Source organism: Streptomyces sp. NPDC047515 (assembly GCF_040643055.1).
Lineage (GTDB): Bacteria > Actinomycetota > Actinomycetes > Streptomycetales > Streptomycetaceae > Streptomyces.
In genome coordinates, this window is the sequence record NZ_JBEYTM010000001.1 from 276,908 (window position 1) to 293,332 (window position 16,425).

The 16,425-nt window shown below is 70.6% G+C and carries 16 protein-coding genes; 13 read left to right on the forward strand and 3 right to left on the reverse strand.

All coding sequences use genetic code 11. The features are described 5' to 3' along the window. Positions 1–6: 6 nt before the first annotated feature. From ABZ826_RS01155 to ABZ826_RS01165, 3 genes are all read left to right on the forward strand, one after another. Entirely contained in the window at positions 7–366 is a 360-nt protein-coding gene (locus ABZ826_RS01155) for a histidine triad nucleotide-binding protein (RefSeq protein ID WP_351079093.1), read from the forward strand. Positions 367–384: 18 nt separating this feature from the next. Then, positions 385–1,293, forward strand: coding sequence for a ribonuclease Z (locus ABZ826_RS01160; RefSeq protein ID WP_361440270.1), 909 nt, complete (start codon positions 385–387; stop codon positions 1,291–1,293). Positions 1,294–1,384: 91 nt separating this feature from the next. After that, entirely contained in the window at positions 1,385–2,377 is a 993-nt protein-coding gene (locus tag ABZ826_RS01165; RefSeq protein WP_361440273.1) for an adenosine deaminase, read from the forward strand. On the opposite strand, the gene ABZ826_RS01170 is transcribed toward ABZ826_RS01165, so the two are convergent. Then, on the reverse strand, positions 2,341–3,699 hold the full coding sequence (locus ABZ826_RS01170) for an MFS transporter (protein WP_361440276.1): 1,359 nt from the start codon (positions 3,697–3,699) through the stop codon (positions 2,341–2,343). The genes ABZ826_RS01165 and ABZ826_RS01170 overlap by 37 nt on opposite strands. Before the next feature lie 338 nt (positions 3,700–4,037). Here ABZ826_RS01170 and ABZ826_RS01175 point away from each other — a divergent pair, with 338 nt between their 5' ends. The 9 genes from ABZ826_RS01175 (at position 4,038) to ABZ826_RS01215 (ending at position 12,639) form a co-directional block, all read left to right on the forward strand. Continuing rightward, positions 4,038–5,162: a PfkB family carbohydrate kinase gene (locus ABZ826_RS01175; protein WP_361440278.1), complete on the forward strand. Its 1,125-nt coding sequence runs from the start codon at positions 4,038–4,040 to the stop codon at positions 5,160–5,162. Between the two features lie 140 nt (positions 5,163–5,302). Beyond that, the gene (locus ABZ826_RS01180; RefSeq protein WP_361440279.1) at positions 5,303–6,331 is read left to right on the forward strand and encodes a PhoH family protein; all 1,029 of its coding nucleotides are present in this window, start codon (positions 5,303–5,305) and stop codon (positions 6,329–6,331) included. A gap of 12 nt (positions 6,332–6,343) precedes the next feature. After that, complete coding sequence (gene ybeY, locus ABZ826_RS01185) at positions 6,344–6,841, forward strand: rRNA maturation RNase YbeY (RefSeq protein WP_361440280.1); 498 nt, start codon at positions 6,344–6,346, stop codon at positions 6,839–6,841. After that, entirely contained in the window at positions 6,838–8,130 is a 1,293-nt protein-coding gene (locus tag ABZ826_RS01190; protein WP_361440283.1) for a hemolysin family protein, read from the forward strand. The genes ybeY and ABZ826_RS01190 overlap by 4 nt, the downstream gene beginning before the upstream one ends. After that, complete coding sequence (locus ABZ826_RS01195) at positions 8,127–8,480, forward strand: MmcQ/YjbR family DNA-binding protein (protein WP_361440286.1); 354 nt, start codon at positions 8,127–8,129, stop codon at positions 8,478–8,480. Before ABZ826_RS01190 ends, ABZ826_RS01195 begins: the two co-directional genes overlap by 4 nt. An 88-nt stretch (positions 8,481–8,568) precedes the next feature. Further along, positions 8,569–8,922, forward strand: a complete 354-nt coding sequence (locus ABZ826_RS01200; protein WP_351198198.1) for a cytidine deaminase — start codon at positions 8,569–8,571, stop codon at positions 8,920–8,922. Positions 8,923–9,165: 243 nt separating this feature from the next. After that, entirely contained in the window at positions 9,166–10,521 is a 1,356-nt protein-coding gene (locus tag ABZ826_RS01205; RefSeq protein ID WP_361440288.1) for a beta-xylosidase, read from the forward strand. Between the two features lie 82 nt (positions 10,522–10,603). Next, the gene (locus ABZ826_RS01210; RefSeq protein ID WP_361440434.1) at positions 10,604–11,548 is read left to right on the forward strand and encodes a DUF916 domain-containing protein; all 945 of its coding nucleotides are present in this window, start codon (positions 10,604–10,606) and stop codon (positions 11,546–11,548) included. Positions 11,549–11,610: 62 nt separating this feature from the next. Further along, positions 11,611–12,639, forward strand: a complete 1,029-nt coding sequence (locus ABZ826_RS01215) for a GTPase Era (protein ID WP_361440290.1) — start codon at positions 11,611–11,613, stop codon at positions 12,637–12,639. A gap of 131 nt (positions 12,640–12,770) precedes the next feature. On the opposite strand, the gene ABZ826_RS01220 is transcribed toward ABZ826_RS01215, so the two are convergent. Together ABZ826_RS01220 and ABZ826_RS01225 are read right to left on the reverse strand one after the other, a co-directional pair. Next, complete coding sequence (locus ABZ826_RS01220; protein WP_361440293.1) at positions 12,771–13,037, reverse strand: protealysin inhibitor emfourin; 267 nt, start codon at positions 13,035–13,037, stop codon at positions 12,771–12,773. Between the two features lie 37 nt (positions 13,038–13,074). Further along, complete coding sequence (locus ABZ826_RS01225) at positions 13,075–14,151, reverse strand: M4 family metallopeptidase (RefSeq protein ID WP_361440296.1); 1,077 nt, start codon at positions 14,149–14,151, stop codon at positions 13,075–13,077. Between the two features lie 295 nt (positions 14,152–14,446). Here ABZ826_RS01225 and leuA point away from each other — a divergent pair, with 295 nt between their 5' ends. After that, complete coding sequence (gene leuA, locus ABZ826_RS01230; RefSeq protein ID WP_361440299.1) at positions 14,447–16,243, forward strand: 2-isopropylmalate synthase; 1,797 nt, start codon at positions 14,447–14,449, stop codon at positions 16,241–16,243. Positions 16,244–16,425 lie beyond the last annotated feature (182 nt).

Below are 16,425 nucleotides of genomic sequence, written 5' to 3' on the forward strand. Positions count from 1 at the left end.
GACCCCATGGCGGGAGAACCGCAGCCCGACTGCCTGTTCTGCAAGATCGTCTCGGGTGACATCCCGGCGACCATCGTCCGGGAGACCGACACCACCGTCGCCTTCCGGGACATAAACCCGCAGGCCCCCACCCACGTGCTCGTCATCCCCCGCGTCCACCACCCGGACGCCGCCGCCCTTGCCGCGGCCGAGCCGGGAATCGCTGCCGACGTACTGCGCGAGGCCGGACACGTGGCCGCGGACGAGAAGATCGTGGACACCGGCTACCGGGTCGTCTTCAACACCGGCTCCGGGGCCGGCCAGACCGTCTTCCACGCGCACGCCCACGTCCTGGGCGGCCGCGGACTGCAGTGGCCCCCCGGCTAGAACGGCCGATCGCACACCGTGTCCGTACGTGAACTCGTGGTCCTCGGCACCGCCAGCCAGGTCCCGACCAGGCACCGCAACCACAACGGCTACCTGCTGCGCTGGGACGGCGAGGGCATCCTCTTCGACCCGGGTGAGGGGACCCAGCGCCAGATGCTGCGGGCCGGCGTCGCCGCGCATGACATCGACCGGATCTGCGTCACGCACTTCCACGGCGACCACTCGCTCGGCCTGGCCGGGGTGATCCAGCGGATCAACCTCGACCAGGTCCCGCACCCGGTCACCGCGCACTACCCGGCGAGCGGACAGCACTTCTTCGAGCGGCTGCGGTACGCGACCGCCTACCGCGAGTCCGTCGAGCTGACCGAGGCCCCGGTCGCGGCCGACGGGGTACTCGCGGTCACGGACGCGTACACGCTCAGCGGCCACCGGCTCTCGCACCCCGTCGAGTCGTACGGCTACCGGCTGGTCGAACCCGACGGGCGCCGCATGCTGCCCGCCAAGCTCGCCGAGCACGGCATCAAGGGGCCCGATGTCGGCCGGATCCAGCGCGAGGGCTCCCTCGGCGGCGTCACGCTCGACGACGTCTCCGAGCGCAGGCGCGGCCAGAGGTTCGCGTTCATCATGGACACGAGGCTCTGCGACGGCGTGCACGTGCTCGCCGAGGGATGCGATCTGCTGGTCATCGAGTCGACCTTCCTCGACGAGGACGGACGACTCGCCACCGACCACGGCCATCTCACCGCCGGTCAGGCGGGCCGGGTGGCCCGGGACGCGGGCGTACGGCACCTCGTGCTGACCCACTTCTCGCAGCGCTACGACGACCCGGCCGTCTTCGAGGCACAGGCCCGTGCCGCGGGGTTCGAGGGCGAACTGACCGTCGCGCGCGACCTCGGCCGGGTTCCCGTGCCCACCCGGCACCTCTGAACAGGGCGGCCACACCGCCACCTCCGAACACGGGTGCCCACCCGGCACCTTTGAACACACCAGCACCACCCCTTGTGAGCGTGAAAGACCCGTGCACCTCCCCAAAGCCGAACTCCACCTCCACATCGAAGGCACCCTCGAACCCGAGCTGGCCTTCGCGCTCGCCGAACGCAACGGCGTGACGCTGCCGTACGCGGACACCGAAGAGCTGCGTACCGCCTACCTCTTCGACGATCTGCAGACTTTCCTCGATCTGTACTACGCCCTGATGGCGGTGCTCCGGACCGAGGAGGACTTCGAGCAGCTCGCCGACGCGTATCTCACCCGCGCTGCGGCCCAGGGCGTCCGGCACGCGGAGATCTTCTTCGACCCGCAGGCGCACACCGCCCGCGGCGTCGCGATCGGCACCGTCGTCGAGGGGCTCGGCCGGGCGCTGGACCGCAGCGAGGAGAAGCACGGCATCTCCACCCAGCTGATCATGTGTTTCCTGCGCGACCAGTCCGCCGAGTCGGCGCTTCAGACCCTGGAGGCCGCGAAGCCGTATCTGCACCGGATCAGCGCGGTCGGCCTGGACTCGGCGGAGGTCGGGCATCCGCCCGTCAAGTTCCGCGAGGTGTACGAGGCGGCCGGGGCGCTCGGGCTGCGCAAGGTCGCCCATGCCGGTGAGGAGGGCCCGCCCGAGTACATCCGCGAGGCCCTGGACGTCCTCGGGGTCGAGCGCATCGACCATGGGCTGCGCTGCATGGAGGACGCGGACCTGGTGGGGCGGCTCGTCGCCGACCGGGTGCCGCTCACCCTGTGCCCGCTGTCCAACGTACGGCTGCGCGCCATCGACACGCTGGAGGAGCATCCGCTGCGAGCCATGATGGCCGCCGGACTGCTGTGCACGGTGAACTCCGACGACCCCGCCTACTTCGGCGGCTACGTCGGGGACACCTTCCACGCCGTCCACGAGGCGCTCGGCCTGGACCACGAGCAGCTGCGCGCGCTGGCCCGCAACTCCTTCGAGGCGGCCTTCCTCGACCACGACGAGGAGCGCAGGGCGCGCTATCTCGCCGAGGTCGAGGCGTACGCGTTCGACTGACCGGCCCCGCCCGACGGACCGGCCGTCCGGAACGCGTTCCTGACCGGGCGCCTGCGGCGCAGCGCGGGCAGGCTGATCTCCGTGACGGCCTGCTCGGGCGCACCCAGCTCGGGCACGGCGCCGGGCACCGCTCCGGAGGTGACGGCGAGCAGCGCGGCCGGGGCACCGCCCCTGCGCCGCACCGATCCCGGCACCAGCGGCCGGCCACCGGTGTGCAGGGCGACGGCCGTGACCGGGGCCGCGACCAGGAGCGTGACGGCGCCGAGGATCAGACCCATGACCGGGTAGCCGGCCTGCTCGGACACCACACTGCCCAGGACCGGTCCGCAGGCCACCCCGACGGATGAGGCCGAACCCGCGAGGACCGCCCAGCGGCCGCGCACGTCCAGGGAGGCGGCCAGCCCGATCAGATACGACAGGACCACCGGGTAGACCGTGTTCCAGAGGATCTCGCCGGTCGCGAACGAGCCGAGGCTCCCGGCCGACGAGCTGAGCACGATGCTCGCCGCGATGATCACGGTGCCCAGGCCGATCGGCACCGCCCGGCCGAGCCGGGCGCCCAGCACCCCGGCGCCCGTCACACCGAGCAGAGCCGCACCGAGCGCGGCGGCGAACACCGCGCCGATGGTGACCTCGGAGAGACCGGCCTGGACCGCCCCGATCCGGCTGCTGACGCCCCACAGCGCGTTCTGCGCCATGGACCAGACGAGCATGCCGCCCGCCAGCACCAGACCGGAGCGCCGGTGCGGCAGCCGGCCGACGACGGGGGCCGCGGGCCCGCTGGGCACGGGGCCGCCGAGCCGTGCGGTGGCGGGCCAGACGAGCAGGGCGACCAGGGCGATCGAGGCGAACGGCAGCCGGTGGCCGCCGCCGAGGTGCGGGATCGTCAGATAGAGGGCGCCCGCCGTCGCGGAGACGCTCAGCAGACCGAGCGACGAGGTCCGGTGCGGATCGCGCTGGGCCGCGATGCCCGCCGCGGCCACGGCGGTGGCCGTACCGGAGCCGAAGCCGCCGATCATCGCGCCCATGACCACCAGCGGCACGGAGCCCGCCAGCGCGGCGCAGCCGTACCCCGCCGTGGCCAGCACCAGCCCGATCCGCGCCGGGCGCCGCGACCCGTACGTCTCGACCCGGCCCGCCAGCGTGAATCCGGCCGTCGCGGAGCTCAGCAGCAGGGCGCTGCCCACCAGACCGGCCTGGGAGGTACTGAGGCCCAGATGGACGGAGAGCCGCCCGACGATGGTGGGGAGCAGATAGGCGGCGAGGTAACCGGCGGTGAACACGGCCACCAGGGGCCACGCGGCGCGAGGGCGCGAGGACATGGGCGTTCCTGAAGACATGCCGAAGGAGGCAGAGAAGGCAGGGGAGGGCAATGCGGGACATACGGGGGAGACGGTGCACGCGTCGGCAAGTGCCGCCAACGGGGCTCGCGGGCCAATTTGTATCAACTGCGCCCAGCCGACCGAAAGCCACCCCAGTGTGATCTGAATCACATAAGGGTTTGCGCTTCGAATGTCCGGGTAGTCGCCCCCGTTTGCGCAGGTCAGCGCTCTTGGGTGCGGAGCCGGCGCGAGCTCCGGGGAAGAGGCGGCGCGGACCCTCCGGTTACGGGAGCGGATCGGGCACACTGGCCGCACCTGCCACGACCGGGGAGCGCAAGGTGAGCACGGACATTCCAGCCATCGACCCACTGGACGGGCTGCGCGCCCCGCAGGACCCGCACTGCGACGTCTTCCTCACCGGCACGGTCTTCCTCGACATCATCTTCACCGGCCTGGACAGCGCCCCGGTGCGCGGCACCGAGTCCTGGGCACGCGGCATGGGCTCCAGCCCCGGCGGGGTCGCCAACATGGCCACCGCGCTGGCCCGGCTGGGCCTGCACACTTCACTGGCCGCGGCGTTCGGCGACGACCACTACGGGGAGTACTGCTGGGACGCCCTGGAGCAGGGCGAGGGCATCGACCTGTCCATGTCGCACACCGTCCCTGGCTGGCACTCGCCGGTGACCGTCTCCATGGCGTACGAGGGCGAACGGACGATGGTCTCGCACGGCCACGAGGCCCCCGGCCCGGAAGGAACCCCCGGCGCCGTGCTCCCCGCCGAGGAGTCCGCCTTCCCGCGCTGTCCGCCCCGCGCGCGGGCCGCGATCGCCTCGCTCGTCCCCGGGCGCAGCGAGCCCTGGGTCGCCAAGGCCGCCGGGAACGGCGCCCGGATCTTCGCCGACGTCGGCTGGGACGAGACCGGCCGCTGGGACCTGGGCGCCCTGGCCGATCTGGAACACTGCGAGGCGTTCCTGCCCAACGCCGAGGAGGCGATGCGCTACACCCGCACCGACTGCCCGCGCGCCGCCGCCCACGCCCTGGCCGAACGGGTGCCGCTCGCCGTGGTCACCCTGGGCTCGGAGGGCGCGTACGCGGTGGACGCGGCGACCGGGGCGAGCGCCGAAGTGCCCGCCATCGAGGTCGAGGCACTGGACCCGACCGGTGCGGGCGACGTCTTCGTCGCGGGCTTCGTCACCGGCACGCTGGCGGACTGGCCGCTGGCCGACCGGCTGGCCTTCGCCGGACTGACCGCGGCGCTCTCGGTGCAGGAGTTCGGTGGTTCGCTGTCGGCACCGGACTGGGAGGAGATCGCCGCCTGGTGGCAGCAGGTGCGCACCTTCGCGGACCAGGATCCCGCGGCGCTCCAGCGGTACGCCTTCCTGGAGGAACTGCTGCCCGCGGCCGCCCGGCCGTGGCCGCTGCGCCGCGCCGTCCCGACGATCGGTTTCCGCCGTCCGGCCTGAACGGGGGCAGGCGTGTTCGCAGCCCTGTGCGAAAAAGCTCTCGGTGTTGTCGGTGCGGAGTCGTAGGCTTGGTAATCCAGAGGTTGTCGATCGGCGATAACCCTGCAACAGGAGGTATGTGCAGGCCACAGAGCCGGCCCATGACTCAGACACCCACAGCCCAGACTCCGGCGCCGGGGCAGGCGCGAGCCCAGTTCACCGTTCCGGCCAAGCATCCGATGGTGACCGTCCTGGGCTCCGGTGACGCCCTGCTGCGCGTGATCGAAACGGCCTTCCCGGGGGCCGATATCCATGTCCGGGGAAACGAGGTGAGCGCCGCCGGAGATGCGACGGAAGTCGCCCTGATCCAGCGCCTGTTCGACGAGATGATGCTGGTGCTCCGCACCGGTCAGCCGATGACGGAGGACGCAGTGGAACGCTCGATCGCCATGCTCAGGGCGAGTGAGAGCGGCGAGGGGGACGGTCAGGAGACGCCGGCCGAGGTGCTCACCCAGAACATCCTCTCCAGCCGCGGCCGCACCATCCGTCCCAAGACGCTCAACCAGAAGCGGTACGTCGACGCGATCGACAAGCACACGGTCGTCTTCGGCATCGGCCCCGCGGGTACCGGCAAGACGTATCTCGCCATGGCGAAGGCGGTCCAGGCCCTGCAGTCCAAGCAGGTCAACCGGATCATCCTGACCCGGCCCGCCGTCGAGGCGGGCGAGCGGCTCGGCTTCCTGCCGGGCACGCTCTACGAGAAGATCGACCCGTATCTGCGTCCGCTCTACGACGCCCTGCACGACATGCTCGACCCCGACTCGATCCCGCGGCTGATGGCGGCGGGCACGATCGAGGTCGCGCCACTGGCCTACATGCGTGGCCGCACGCTCAATGACGCGTTCATCATCCTCGACGAGGCGCAGAACACCAGCGCCGAGCAGATGAAGATGTTCCTGACCCGGCTCGGCTTCGACTCGAAGATCGTCGTCACCGGTGACGTCACCCAGGTCGACCTGCCGAACGGGACCAAGAGCGGTCTGCGTCAGGTCCAGGACATCCTCGACGGCGTCGAGGACGTCCACTTCTCCAGGCTCACCTCCCAGGATGTCGTCCGGCACAAGCTGGTCGGCCGTATCGTCGACGCGTACGAGAAGTACGACAGCCGATACAGCCACAACGGGAAGTAGTCGCAGCGCACCATGTCGATCGACGTCAACAACGAGTCCGGAACCGAGGTCGACGAGCAGGCGATCCTCGACATCGCCCGCTACGCGCTCGCACGGATGCGGATCCACCCGCTCTCCGAACTCTCGGTGATCGTGGTGGACACCGACGCCATGGAGCAGCTCCACATCCAGTGGATGGACCTGCCGGGGCCGACGGATGTCATGTCCTTCCCGATGGACGAACTCCGTCCGCCGTCCAAGGACGACGAGGAGCCCCCGCAGGGGCTCCTCGGTGACATCGTGCTCTGCCCGGAGGTCGCCAAGAAGCAGGGTGAGGACGCGGAGACCCGGCACTCCATGGACGAGGAGCTCCAGCTCCTCACCGTCCACGGAGTGCTGCATCTGCTCGGGTACGACCACGAGGAGCCGGACGAGAAGGCCGAGATGTTCGGCCTCCAGGCCGCGATCGTCGACGGCTGGCGCGCCGAGCGCGGCTTGACCGGTCCCTCGCCCGCCCCCACCATCTCGTGAGCGTTCCTCTCGTCCTCGGTGCCGTTCTGCTGGTCGTCGTCGGCTGGCTGGCGGCCTGCGCGGAGGCGGGCATCGCCCGTGTGTCCAGTTTCCGGGCCGCCGAGGCCGTCCGCTCGGGGCGGCGCGGCAGTCAGAAGCTCGAACAGGTCGCGGCCGATCCGACCCGGTATCTCAACGTCGCCCTGCTGGTACGGGTCGCCTGCGAGATGTCGGCCGGTGTGCTCGTCACGTACGCCTGTCTGGAGGAGTTTCCGAAGACCTGGGAGGCGCTGGCCGTCGCCATGGCCGTGATGGTCCTCGTCTCCTACGTCGCCATCGGCGTGTCACCGCGCACCATCGGCCGCCAGCACCCGCTGAACACGGCCACCGCCGCCGCCTACGTGCTGCTGCCGCTGGCCAGGGTCATGGGCCCGATCCCGCAGCTGCTGATCCTCATCGGCAACGCGGTGACGCCGGGCAAGGGGTTCCGCAAGGGGCCGTTCGCCAGCGAGGCCGAACTGCGGGCGATGGTCGACCTCGCCGAGGCGGAGTCGCTGATCGAGGACGAGGAGCGCCGCATGGTGCACTCCGTCTTCGAGCTCGGTGACACGCTGGTGCGCGAGGTCATGGTGCCGCGGACCGATCTGGTCTGCATCGAGCGCTACAAGACCATCCGGCAGGCGCTGACCCTGGCGCTGCGCTCCGGTTTCTCGCGGATCCCGGTCACCGGGGAGAACGAGGACGACATCGTTGGCGTCGTGTACCTCAAGGACCTGGTCCGCAAGACGCACATCAACCGGGAGTCGGAGGCCGATCTGGTCTCCACGGCGATGCGGCCGGCGGCGTTCGTGCCCGACACGAAGAACGCGGGCGATCTCCTGCGCGAGATGCAGCAGGAGCGCAGCCATGTCGCCGTCGTGATCGACGAGTACGGCGGCACCGCGGGCATCGTCACCATCGAGGACATCCTCGAAGAGATCGTCGGCGAGATCACCGACGAGTACGACCGTGAACTCCCGCCGGTCCAGGAGCTGGAGAACGGCTGCTTCCGGGTGACCGCGCGGCTGGACATCGGCGACCTGGGGGAGCTGTTCGGCCTCGACGAGTTCGACGACGAGGACGTGGAGACGGTCGGCGGACTCCTCGCGAAGGCGCTGGGACGGGTTCCGATCGCCGGTGCGTCCTCGCCGGTCGACCTGCCCGACGGCCGCCGGATCCGGCTGACCGCGGAATCCCCGGCGGGCCGCCGGAACAAGATCGTCACGGTGCTGGTGGAGCCCGTGGAGCCGGAGGGGGTGGGGGAGCGGTGACTCCGCAGCAGCTGAGGGCGTTCTGCCTGGAGTTCAACGCGAGCGTCGAGGAGTTCCCGTTCGGGCCGGAGGCGTCCGTCTTCAAGGTGCTCGGCAAGATGTTCGCGCTCAGCGTGCTGGACGCGCGTCCGCTGACGGTGAACCTCAAGTGCGATCCGGACGAGGCGGTGCGGCTCCGCGAGGAGTACGACGCGGTGGTGCCGGGCTGGCACATGAACAAGCGGCACTGGAACACGGTGACGGTGTCCGGGGTGCCGAACCGGGTGCTCCGCGAGCTCATCGAGGACTCCTACGACCTGGTGGTGGCGGGCCTGCCGAAGGCGGAACGGCTGCGACTGGACCGGGCGTAGGACGCTGCGGGGCGGGGCCTTCGGCGCGCGGTTGGGCAGGGGAAGGGGCGGGGCGGGGAACGGGCCCTCCGGTTCGTATGCTCGGCACATGACTGAGAGCACCGACCTCGGCCCCGAGGACCGCAAGATCGTCACGCTGGCGCGCAGCGCCCGCGCCCGCAACGGCGTGCCGGAGGGCGCGGCCGTACGGGACGAGACCGGACGCACGTATGTCGCGGGCACCGTCCGACTGGAGTCGCTGAAGCTCAGCGCCCTGCAGACCGCCGTGGCGATGGCCGTGGCCAGCGGCGCCACCTCGCTGGAGGCGGCCGCGGTCGTCTCCGAGGCGCAGACCCCGTCGGACGCGGACCGCGCCGCGGTACGGGACCTGGGCGGCCCGGACACCCCGGTCCTGCTCGCCGGGCCGGACGGCACACTGCGGGTCAGCGTGACGGCGGGCTGACGGCGACAGAATCCACACACGGTGCACGAGCGCCCCGCACCCCACCGGCGCGGGGCGTTCGCACACCAGGTGGGAGGAATGCGGATCTTGACACCATCTGATGGTCCATCAGTCGGCGCGTTTCGCTTCCATTGACTTCTTTTCGGCCGGAGTCGTCAATGGGCCCCCTGTCGGCGCAGAAGAGCCGCTGCGCCGCATCCGGCAGGAGGGGGCTCCATGCGTCCGACCGTTCGAAGCATCAGCATGCGAAGATCCGACGCGCGAAGACGTTCCGGGCGCGGCCGTCGCTGGGGCGCCGCGCTGGGCGTGGGCGCGCTCGTCATGGCCGGGGGCGGGGGACTCGCGACCCCCGCGCAGGCCATGGTGACGGCCTCCGTGCCGGTGGACTTCCCCACCCACTGCATCCCGCCCGCCATCGCGGGCATCCCCCCGATCGACGGGCCGACGAAGGCCGAGATCACCGTCGACAACGCCGTACCCAGGGTGGGCGACACCGTCACGGTCACCTACACCGTCGTCAAGCCCGCCGCGGGCAACCCGGTCGATCTGGCCCTGCCCGCCGACATCATGACGCCGACCGGGAAGGTCACCGTCGGCGGTGCGCAGTCCGCGAGCGTCACCGTCACGGGCCCGAAGAAGAACGCCCCGGTACCCGGCAAGGGCGACTTCCCGTCGTTCTCGATGACCGGCACCTTCACGGTCACCGCGCCCGGACAGATCACGCTCTCGCCCGGCGACTACAACATCCACACCAGCTACATCATGGAGCTGGACACCCCTTGCACGGTGACGGATCCGCCCGCTCCCGTCTCCGAGACGATCCTCGCGACGGACGGCGGCGGCCAGGTCAACGAGCGCTCCATCGGGCTCGGGGCGGCGTCCGGCAAGGCGGGCGACGCGGTCACCGTGACCGGGTCGAAGTTCACCGCGGGCGCGGACGTCACGCTGGCGGGCCGGGCCGGGGACAACCAGACCGCCGACACGGCCACCGTCAAGGCGGACGGCTCCGGCGGCTTCAGCGGCCGGCTCACCGTCAACGATCCGGCGACCACCGGCATCGTCGCCTACGAGGGCGGTGCCTGGGACGCGGCCAAGGGAGCGGGCCCGCAGGCCTACACCGTCACCGGGGGCGGCGGCGAGATCCCCGACGGCAGCCAGCGGCTCGACTCGTCCGTGAAGGCGGGCACGCTGTCCATGGTTCAGGCCGGGGACACGGTCGAGATGTCGGCGGTCGACTTCGGCCGGGGCGGCGCCTCCCGCGGCTCCCTGCAGACGGTGACGGTCGAGGACTACCGCGGCGGACCCGCCGGCTGGTCCCTGACCGGAAAGGTCACCGACTTCAAGGGCCCCGGCGGTGCCACGATCGGGGCGTCCGAACTCGGCTGGACCCCGGTCTGCGCGACGAAGGCCGGAAGTCCCAGCACCTGTGCGGCCGGTTCCCAGGGGCCGGTCGGCAGCGCGGGCGCCACGCTGGCGTCCACGCCGAACGGGACCTTCACCGGCGGCGAGTTCACCGTCGACGCCCGGCTCGCGCTGAACGTACCGGCGTACACCGCCCCCGGCGCGTACTCCGGCGTGCTCACCCTCACCCTCACCTGAGTGAGCAGCTCCGACCGATCCGGTGGACCGGGCGCGCACCCGCCCGGACCACCCCGACACGACCACCCGGGGGTCCCGCACCGTGCGCAAGCTGTCCGTACTCCTCCTGGCCGGCACCCTGCTGCTGAGTGGCGCCCCCGCGGCCCACGCCGCGGACAACGGCAGCTGGTCGGTCTACCCGGCCACCGCACAGGCCGGTCAGCGCCCGTACTTCTACCTCTCCGCCGACCCCGGCGCCACGCTCGACGACCGGGTCACCGTCACCAACAAGACGGACCGGCCGCAGACCTTCCGGCTGTACGCCGCCGACGCCTACAACACCCCGCGCGACGGGGGCTTCGCAGTCCGGGCCCAGAACGAGAAACAGCGCTCGGTCGGCGCCTGGGCGAAGACCGACCGCGACCGGATCACGGTTCGACCGCACGGCTCGGTCACCGTGCCGGTCAGCATCACCGTTCCCGAGGACGCCGAGCCGGGCGACCACCCCGGCGCCCTCGTCGCCCTCGACGAACGCATCGACCCCGCCGACGCGTCAGCCGTCGCCGTCGGCATCCGCAAGGCGGTCGGCGCCCGGATCTATCTGCGGGTGAACGGACCGACCATGCCCGCGCTCTCCGTCGACGACGTGAAGGTCGAGCACACCCAGCCACTGGTTCCGGGCACCGGGAAGAGCCGGGCCGTGATCTCGTACACGCTCCACAACCGGGGCAACGTCACCCTCAACCCCAAGGTCGCACTCAAGGCCGAGGGCCTCTTCGGCCGCACCCTGCTCGCCCGCGACCTGAAGAAGATCCCCTCCGAGCTGCTGCCCCGCCAGCAGGTCCGGCTGACCGAACAGTGGGCGGACGCGCCCCAGCTGGAATGGGGCGAGATCGAGGTGACCGCGAGCGCCCGCGACTCCCGCGAGTCCGCCGCCGTCGGGTACTTCGCCCTGCCCTGGCTGGTGGCCGGCGTCCTGTTGGTGATCGTCGGCGCAGGCGCGGCACTGTGGATCCGGGCCCGTCGGAGCCGTGCCGGCACGGCCTGAGACGACGCGCGACAGGCCCCGTCGCGCCCCTTGGTACGGCGGGGCCGCCGGGATCGGGGACAATGGGCGCCATGAGCGTTCGACCTGACACAGAAGCCGCTGCACAGCAGGCTGCGAACAACGCCCCGCACCGGGCCGGCTTCGCCTGCTTCGTGGGCCGCCCCAACGCGGGCAAGTCCACCCTCACGAACGCTCTGGTCGGCCAGAAGGTGGCGATCACCTCCAACCGGCCCCAGACCACCCGGCACACCGTGCGCGGCATCGTGCACCGCGAGGACGCGCAGCTGATCCTGGTCGACACCCCGGGCCTCCACAAGCCGCGCACCCTGCTCGGCGAGCGTCTCAACGACGTCGTACGCACCACATGGGCCGAGGTCGACGTGATCGGCTTCTGCCTGCCGGCCGACCAGAAGCTGGGCCCCGGCGACAAGTACATCGTCAAGGAACTCGCGGGCATCAAGAAGACCCCGAAGATCGCCGTCATCACCAAGACCGACCTGGTCGACTCCAAGCAGCTCGCCGAACAGCTGCTCGCCGTCTCCCGCCTGGGCGAGGAGCTCGGTTTCGAGTGGGCCGAGATCATCCCGGTCTCCGCGGTGAAGGCGGAGCAGGAGGCGGGACGCAGTCCCTCGAACAAGGGTGGTGGTGGGAGAGGGGCCGGCCAGGTGGACCTGCTGGCCGATCTGATCGCCCCGCTGCTGCCCGAGAGCCCGCCGCTCTACCCGGAGGGCGACCTCACCGACGAGCCCGAGATGGTCATGGTCGCGGAGCTGATCCGCGAGGCCGCGCTCGAAGGCGTACGGGACGAGCTGCCGCACTCCATCGCGGTCGTCGTCGAGGAGATGCTGCCGCGCGAGGACCGCCCGGCGGACAAGCCGCTGCTCGACATCCATGCCAACGTCTACATCGAGCGCCCCAGCCAGAAGGGCATCATCATCGGCCCGAAGGGCAAGCGGCTGAAGGACGTCGGCACGAAGTCGCGCAAGCACATCGAGGCACTGCTCGGCACGCCGGTCTTCCTGGACCTGCACGTGAAGGTGGCCAAGGACTGGCAGCGCGATCCGAAGCAGCTGCGCAAGCTCGGGTTCTGACCCGGGTCGGGGGCCCGCCGGGTTTCCGGCCGCGGCTCGGACATACGCGGGAGTTCCGGCCGCGGCTCAGGCACCCGCCGGGTCTCCGGCCGCGGCTCAGGCACACGCGGGGTGTCCGCCGCGGGCCCGTCTCACGCGCCCTCCTTCAGGACGCGTGAGATCAGTGCGCGCTGGGCGTCGGTCAGCCGGGGGTCCGCGCAGTGGACGGTCCGCTCATCGACCGTGATCCGGTACCGGAAACCGTCCGGGACGCCGCGGGGCGGCGTGTCGTGTCCCGAGACGAGCGCCGAGCGGGCCAACGCCTCCCACTCCGCGGCGTCGGCCCGACCGGCGGTGTCGACCTCGCGATGGCGTGCGATGCCGGCGAAGCCGCCGGTCCTGCTGACCTGAATCCGCATGCGGTGTCCTCCATCGCCGGACGGGCCGGGAAATGCCCTACGCGGTCGGTACGCCCACCTCCGACCATGCCTTCAGGACGGCCTCGGCCTCATCGCCCTCTCCGAAGCGGCTGCGGGCCGCGGCCACGGTCAGCCGGGCGAAGGACGCGAAGTCCGCGTCCACGGCCAGTCGACCACCTGTGAGCACATCGAACCAGAGCTGCCCGGCGCGTTCCCACGCGTTCCCGCCGAGAGCCGTCGCCAGCAGATAGAACGCCCGGTTCGGGATGCCGGAATTGAGATGCACTCCTCCGTTGTCCTCGCCGGTGTGGATGTAGTCCTCCATCGACGCGGGCTGCGGGTCCTTGCCGAGCACGTCGTCGTCGTACGCCGTTCCCGGTGCCTTCATCGAGCGCAACGCCTTGCCCTGGACGCCGGGGGCCAGTAGTCCGGCGCCGATCAGCCAGTCGGCCCGGTCGGCGCTCTGGCCCAGCGAGTACTGCTTGACCAGGGAGCCGAAGACGTCGGACATCGATTCGTTGAGCGCGCCGGACTGGCCGTAGTAGCTCAGATTGGCGGTGTACTGGGTCAGGCCGTGCGTCAGCTCGTGGGCGATCACGTCGATGGCGACGGTGAAGTCCAGGAAGATCTCCCCGTCCCCGTCGCCGAAGACCATCTGCTCGCCGTCGAAGAAGGCGTTGTTGTACTTCTCGTCGTAGTGCACGGAACCGATCAGCGGGAGCCCGTTGCCGTCGATCGAACGGCGGCCGTACGCCTTGAGCAGCAGTTCGAAGGTGGCGCCGAGTCCCGCGTACGCGCGGTTGACGCTCGCGTCCTTCGTCGGCTCCTGGCCCTCGGCGCGGACCTTGGTGCCGGGCAGCCGGGTGTGGTGACGGCAGTCGTACAGCGTCCGGTCGGGCTTGTCGGACGCCTTTCCGCCGGCCGCGGGGACGACGGGCACGGTGACGACCGTGGCCATCTGGCGGCGGGTGCGGCGGGCGGCGTCGCTCTCCAGGGTGCGACGGGCGGGGCCCGCGAGGTCGGGGTTGTCGGACTGCGACAGCTTGTCGAGGACATGGGGCGGCACGATCGTGCAGAAGACGGGGCGGAACCCGTGCTGAGACTGAGGCTGCATACAGCCGACTGTGGCACCGGGTAACCGTCATGTCACTGGTTGCGACCAGGATTGACGAAATGGAGTGATCGATCACTCTTGGGCGTTTCCGGTGCCCGGTCCCGCATACTGATACGGGACGGACGCATCAGGCGCCTCTCGGCTAGTCTCGTCGCATCATGCGTTTCGGGCTGCTTCTTCTTAGCTGCCGCGGCGAGGGCCTGTAGTCGTAGGCCGACCCCCTCCCCGCGGAGTCTGGTGCTGCAGCGACACAGTCGGCCGTCCCATTGGTTGGACCACCGAGGAGCCGTACGCCATGACCGCCGCAAATCCCGCCCGGACCTCCGCTGAGACTGCTGTCGGCCGTCCGACGCCGATCACCAACGCCACTCAGCTGCAGAAGCCGTCCGGGATGCCGATCCACAAGTACGGCCGGTACGAGGCCGTCGAGATCCCCGACCGCACCTGGCCGGACAACCGGATCACCGTCGCGCCCCGCTGGCTGTCCACCGATCTGCGCGACGGCAACCAGGCGCTGATCGACCCGATGTCGCCGGCCCGCAAGCGCGAGATGTTCGACCTGCTCGTACGCATGGGCTACAAGGAGATCGAGGTCGGGTTCCCGTCCTCCGGCGAGACCGACTTCGCGTTCGTCCGCTCCATCATCGAAGAGGGTGCGATCCCCGAGGACGTGACGATCTCCGTCCTGACACAGGCCCGCGAGGACCTGATCGAGCGGACCGTCGAGTCCCTCGTCGGCGCCCACCGCGCGACCGTGCACCTGTACAACGCGACGGCGCCCACCTTCCGCCGGGTCGTCTTCCGCGGTTCGAAGGACGACATCAAGCAGATCGCCGTGGACGGCACCCGGCTGGTCGTGGAGTACGCGGAGAAGCTGCTGGGCCCGGAGACGATCTTCGGCTACCAGTACAGCCCCGAGATCTTCACCGACACCGAGCTGGACTTCGCCCTGGAGGTCTGCGAGGCGGTCTGTGACGTCTGGCAGCCGGAGGAAGGCCGCGAGATCATCCTCAACCTGCCCGCCACCGTGGAGCGTTCGACCCCCTCCACGCACGCGGACCGGTTCGAGTGGATGTCGCGCAACCTGTCGCGCCGCGAGTTCGTCTGCCTGTCGGTCCACCCGCACAACGACCGCGGCACCGCCGTCGCCGCCGCCGAACTGGCCATCATGGCCGGTGCGGACCGGATCGAGGGCTGCCTGTTCGGTCAGGGCGAGCGCACCGGCAACGTCGACCTGGTCACCCTGGGCATGAACCTGTTCTCGCAGGGTGTCGACCCGCAGATCGACTTCTCACAGATCGACGAGATCCGCCGCACCAGCGAGTACTGCAACCAGATGGAGGTCCACCCGCGCCACCCCTACGCGGGCGACCTGGTCTACACCGCCTTCTCCGGCTCCCACCAGGACGCCATCAAGAAGGGCTTCGACGCCATGGAGGCCGACGCGGCCGCCCAGGGCAGGACGGTCGACGAGATCGAGTGGGCGGTGCCGTACCTGCCGATCGACCCGAAGGACGTCGGCCGCAGTTACGAGGCCGTCATCCGGGTCAACTCGCAGTCCGGCAAGGGCGGAATCGCCTACGTCCTGAAGAACGACCACAAGCTGGACCTGCCGCGCCGGATGCAGATCGAGTTCTCCCGGATCATTCAGGCCAAGACCGACGCCGAGGGCGGCGAGGTCACGCCGACGCAGATCTGGTCCACGTTCCAGGACGAGTACCTGCCCAACCCGGACGACGCTGCGGCTCAGTGGGGTCGCGTACAGATCCGCTCCGGTCAGACCACGACCGGCTCCGACGGCCAGGACACGATCACCGTCGAGGCGACCGTGGACGGCACGGACACCGTGCTGACCGGTACCGGGAACGGCCCGATCTCCGCGTTCTTCGAAGCGCTGCAGGCCATCGGCATCGATGCACGTCTGCTGGACTACAACGAGCACACCATGAGCGAGGGTGCCAGCTCCCAGGCCGCCTCGTACATCGAGTGCGCGATCGACGGCAGGGTCCTGTGGGGCATCGGCATCGACGCCAACACCACGCGTGCCTCGCTGAAGGCGGTCGTCTCCGCCGTCAACCGCGCCACCCGCTGACCCGGCGCCCGAAAGGGCATGGAGCCGCACGGCCGAGGACCCCGTCCACCCGCATCCGGGGGGCGGGGTTCGGCCATCTCCGGCGGTTGTGACGATCGAGGTGCTGACGCCACATCGTGACTGTGGTTAACATCACGTCGACACGGCAATGTTGCCGGAGGGGGCACCTCCCGTGCCCTTAG

Coding starts and splice junctions, on each gene's coding strand:
- ABZ826_RS01155 (WP_351079093.1), top strand. CDS start 7: ATGGCGGGAGAACCGCAGCCCGACTGCCTGTTCTGCAAGATCGTCTCG.
- ABZ826_RS01225 (WP_361440296.1), bottom strand. CDS start 14,151: ATGCAGCCTCAGTCTCAGCACGGGTTCCGCCCCGTCTTCTGCACGATC.
- ybeY (WP_361440280.1), top strand. CDS start 6,344: ATGTCGATCGACGTCAACAACGAGTCCGGAACCGAGGTCGACGAGCAG.
- ABZ826_RS01180 (WP_361440279.1), top strand. CDS start 5,303: ATGACTCAGACACCCACAGCCCAGACTCCGGCGCCGGGGCAGGCGCGA.
- leuA (WP_361440299.1), top strand. CDS start 14,447: ATGACCGCCGCAAATCCCGCCCGGACCTCCGCTGAGACTGCTGTCGGC.
- ABZ826_RS01220 (WP_361440293.1), bottom strand. CDS start 13,037: ATGCGGATTCAGGTCAGCAGGACCGGCGGCTTCGCCGGCATCGCACGC.
- ABZ826_RS01205 (WP_361440288.1), top strand. CDS start 9,166: ATGCGAAGATCCGACGCGCGAAGACGTTCCGGGCGCGGCCGTCGCTGG.
- ABZ826_RS01215 (WP_361440290.1), top strand. CDS start 11,611: ATGGGCGCCATGAGCGTTCGACCTGACACAGAAGCCGCTGCACAGCAG.
- ABZ826_RS01170 (WP_361440276.1), bottom strand. CDS start 3,699: ATGTCCTCGCGCCCTCGCGCCGCGTGGCCCCTGGTGGCCGTGTTCACC.
- ABZ826_RS01200 (WP_351198198.1), top strand. CDS start 8,569: ATGACTGAGAGCACCGACCTCGGCCCCGAGGACCGCAAGATCGTCACG.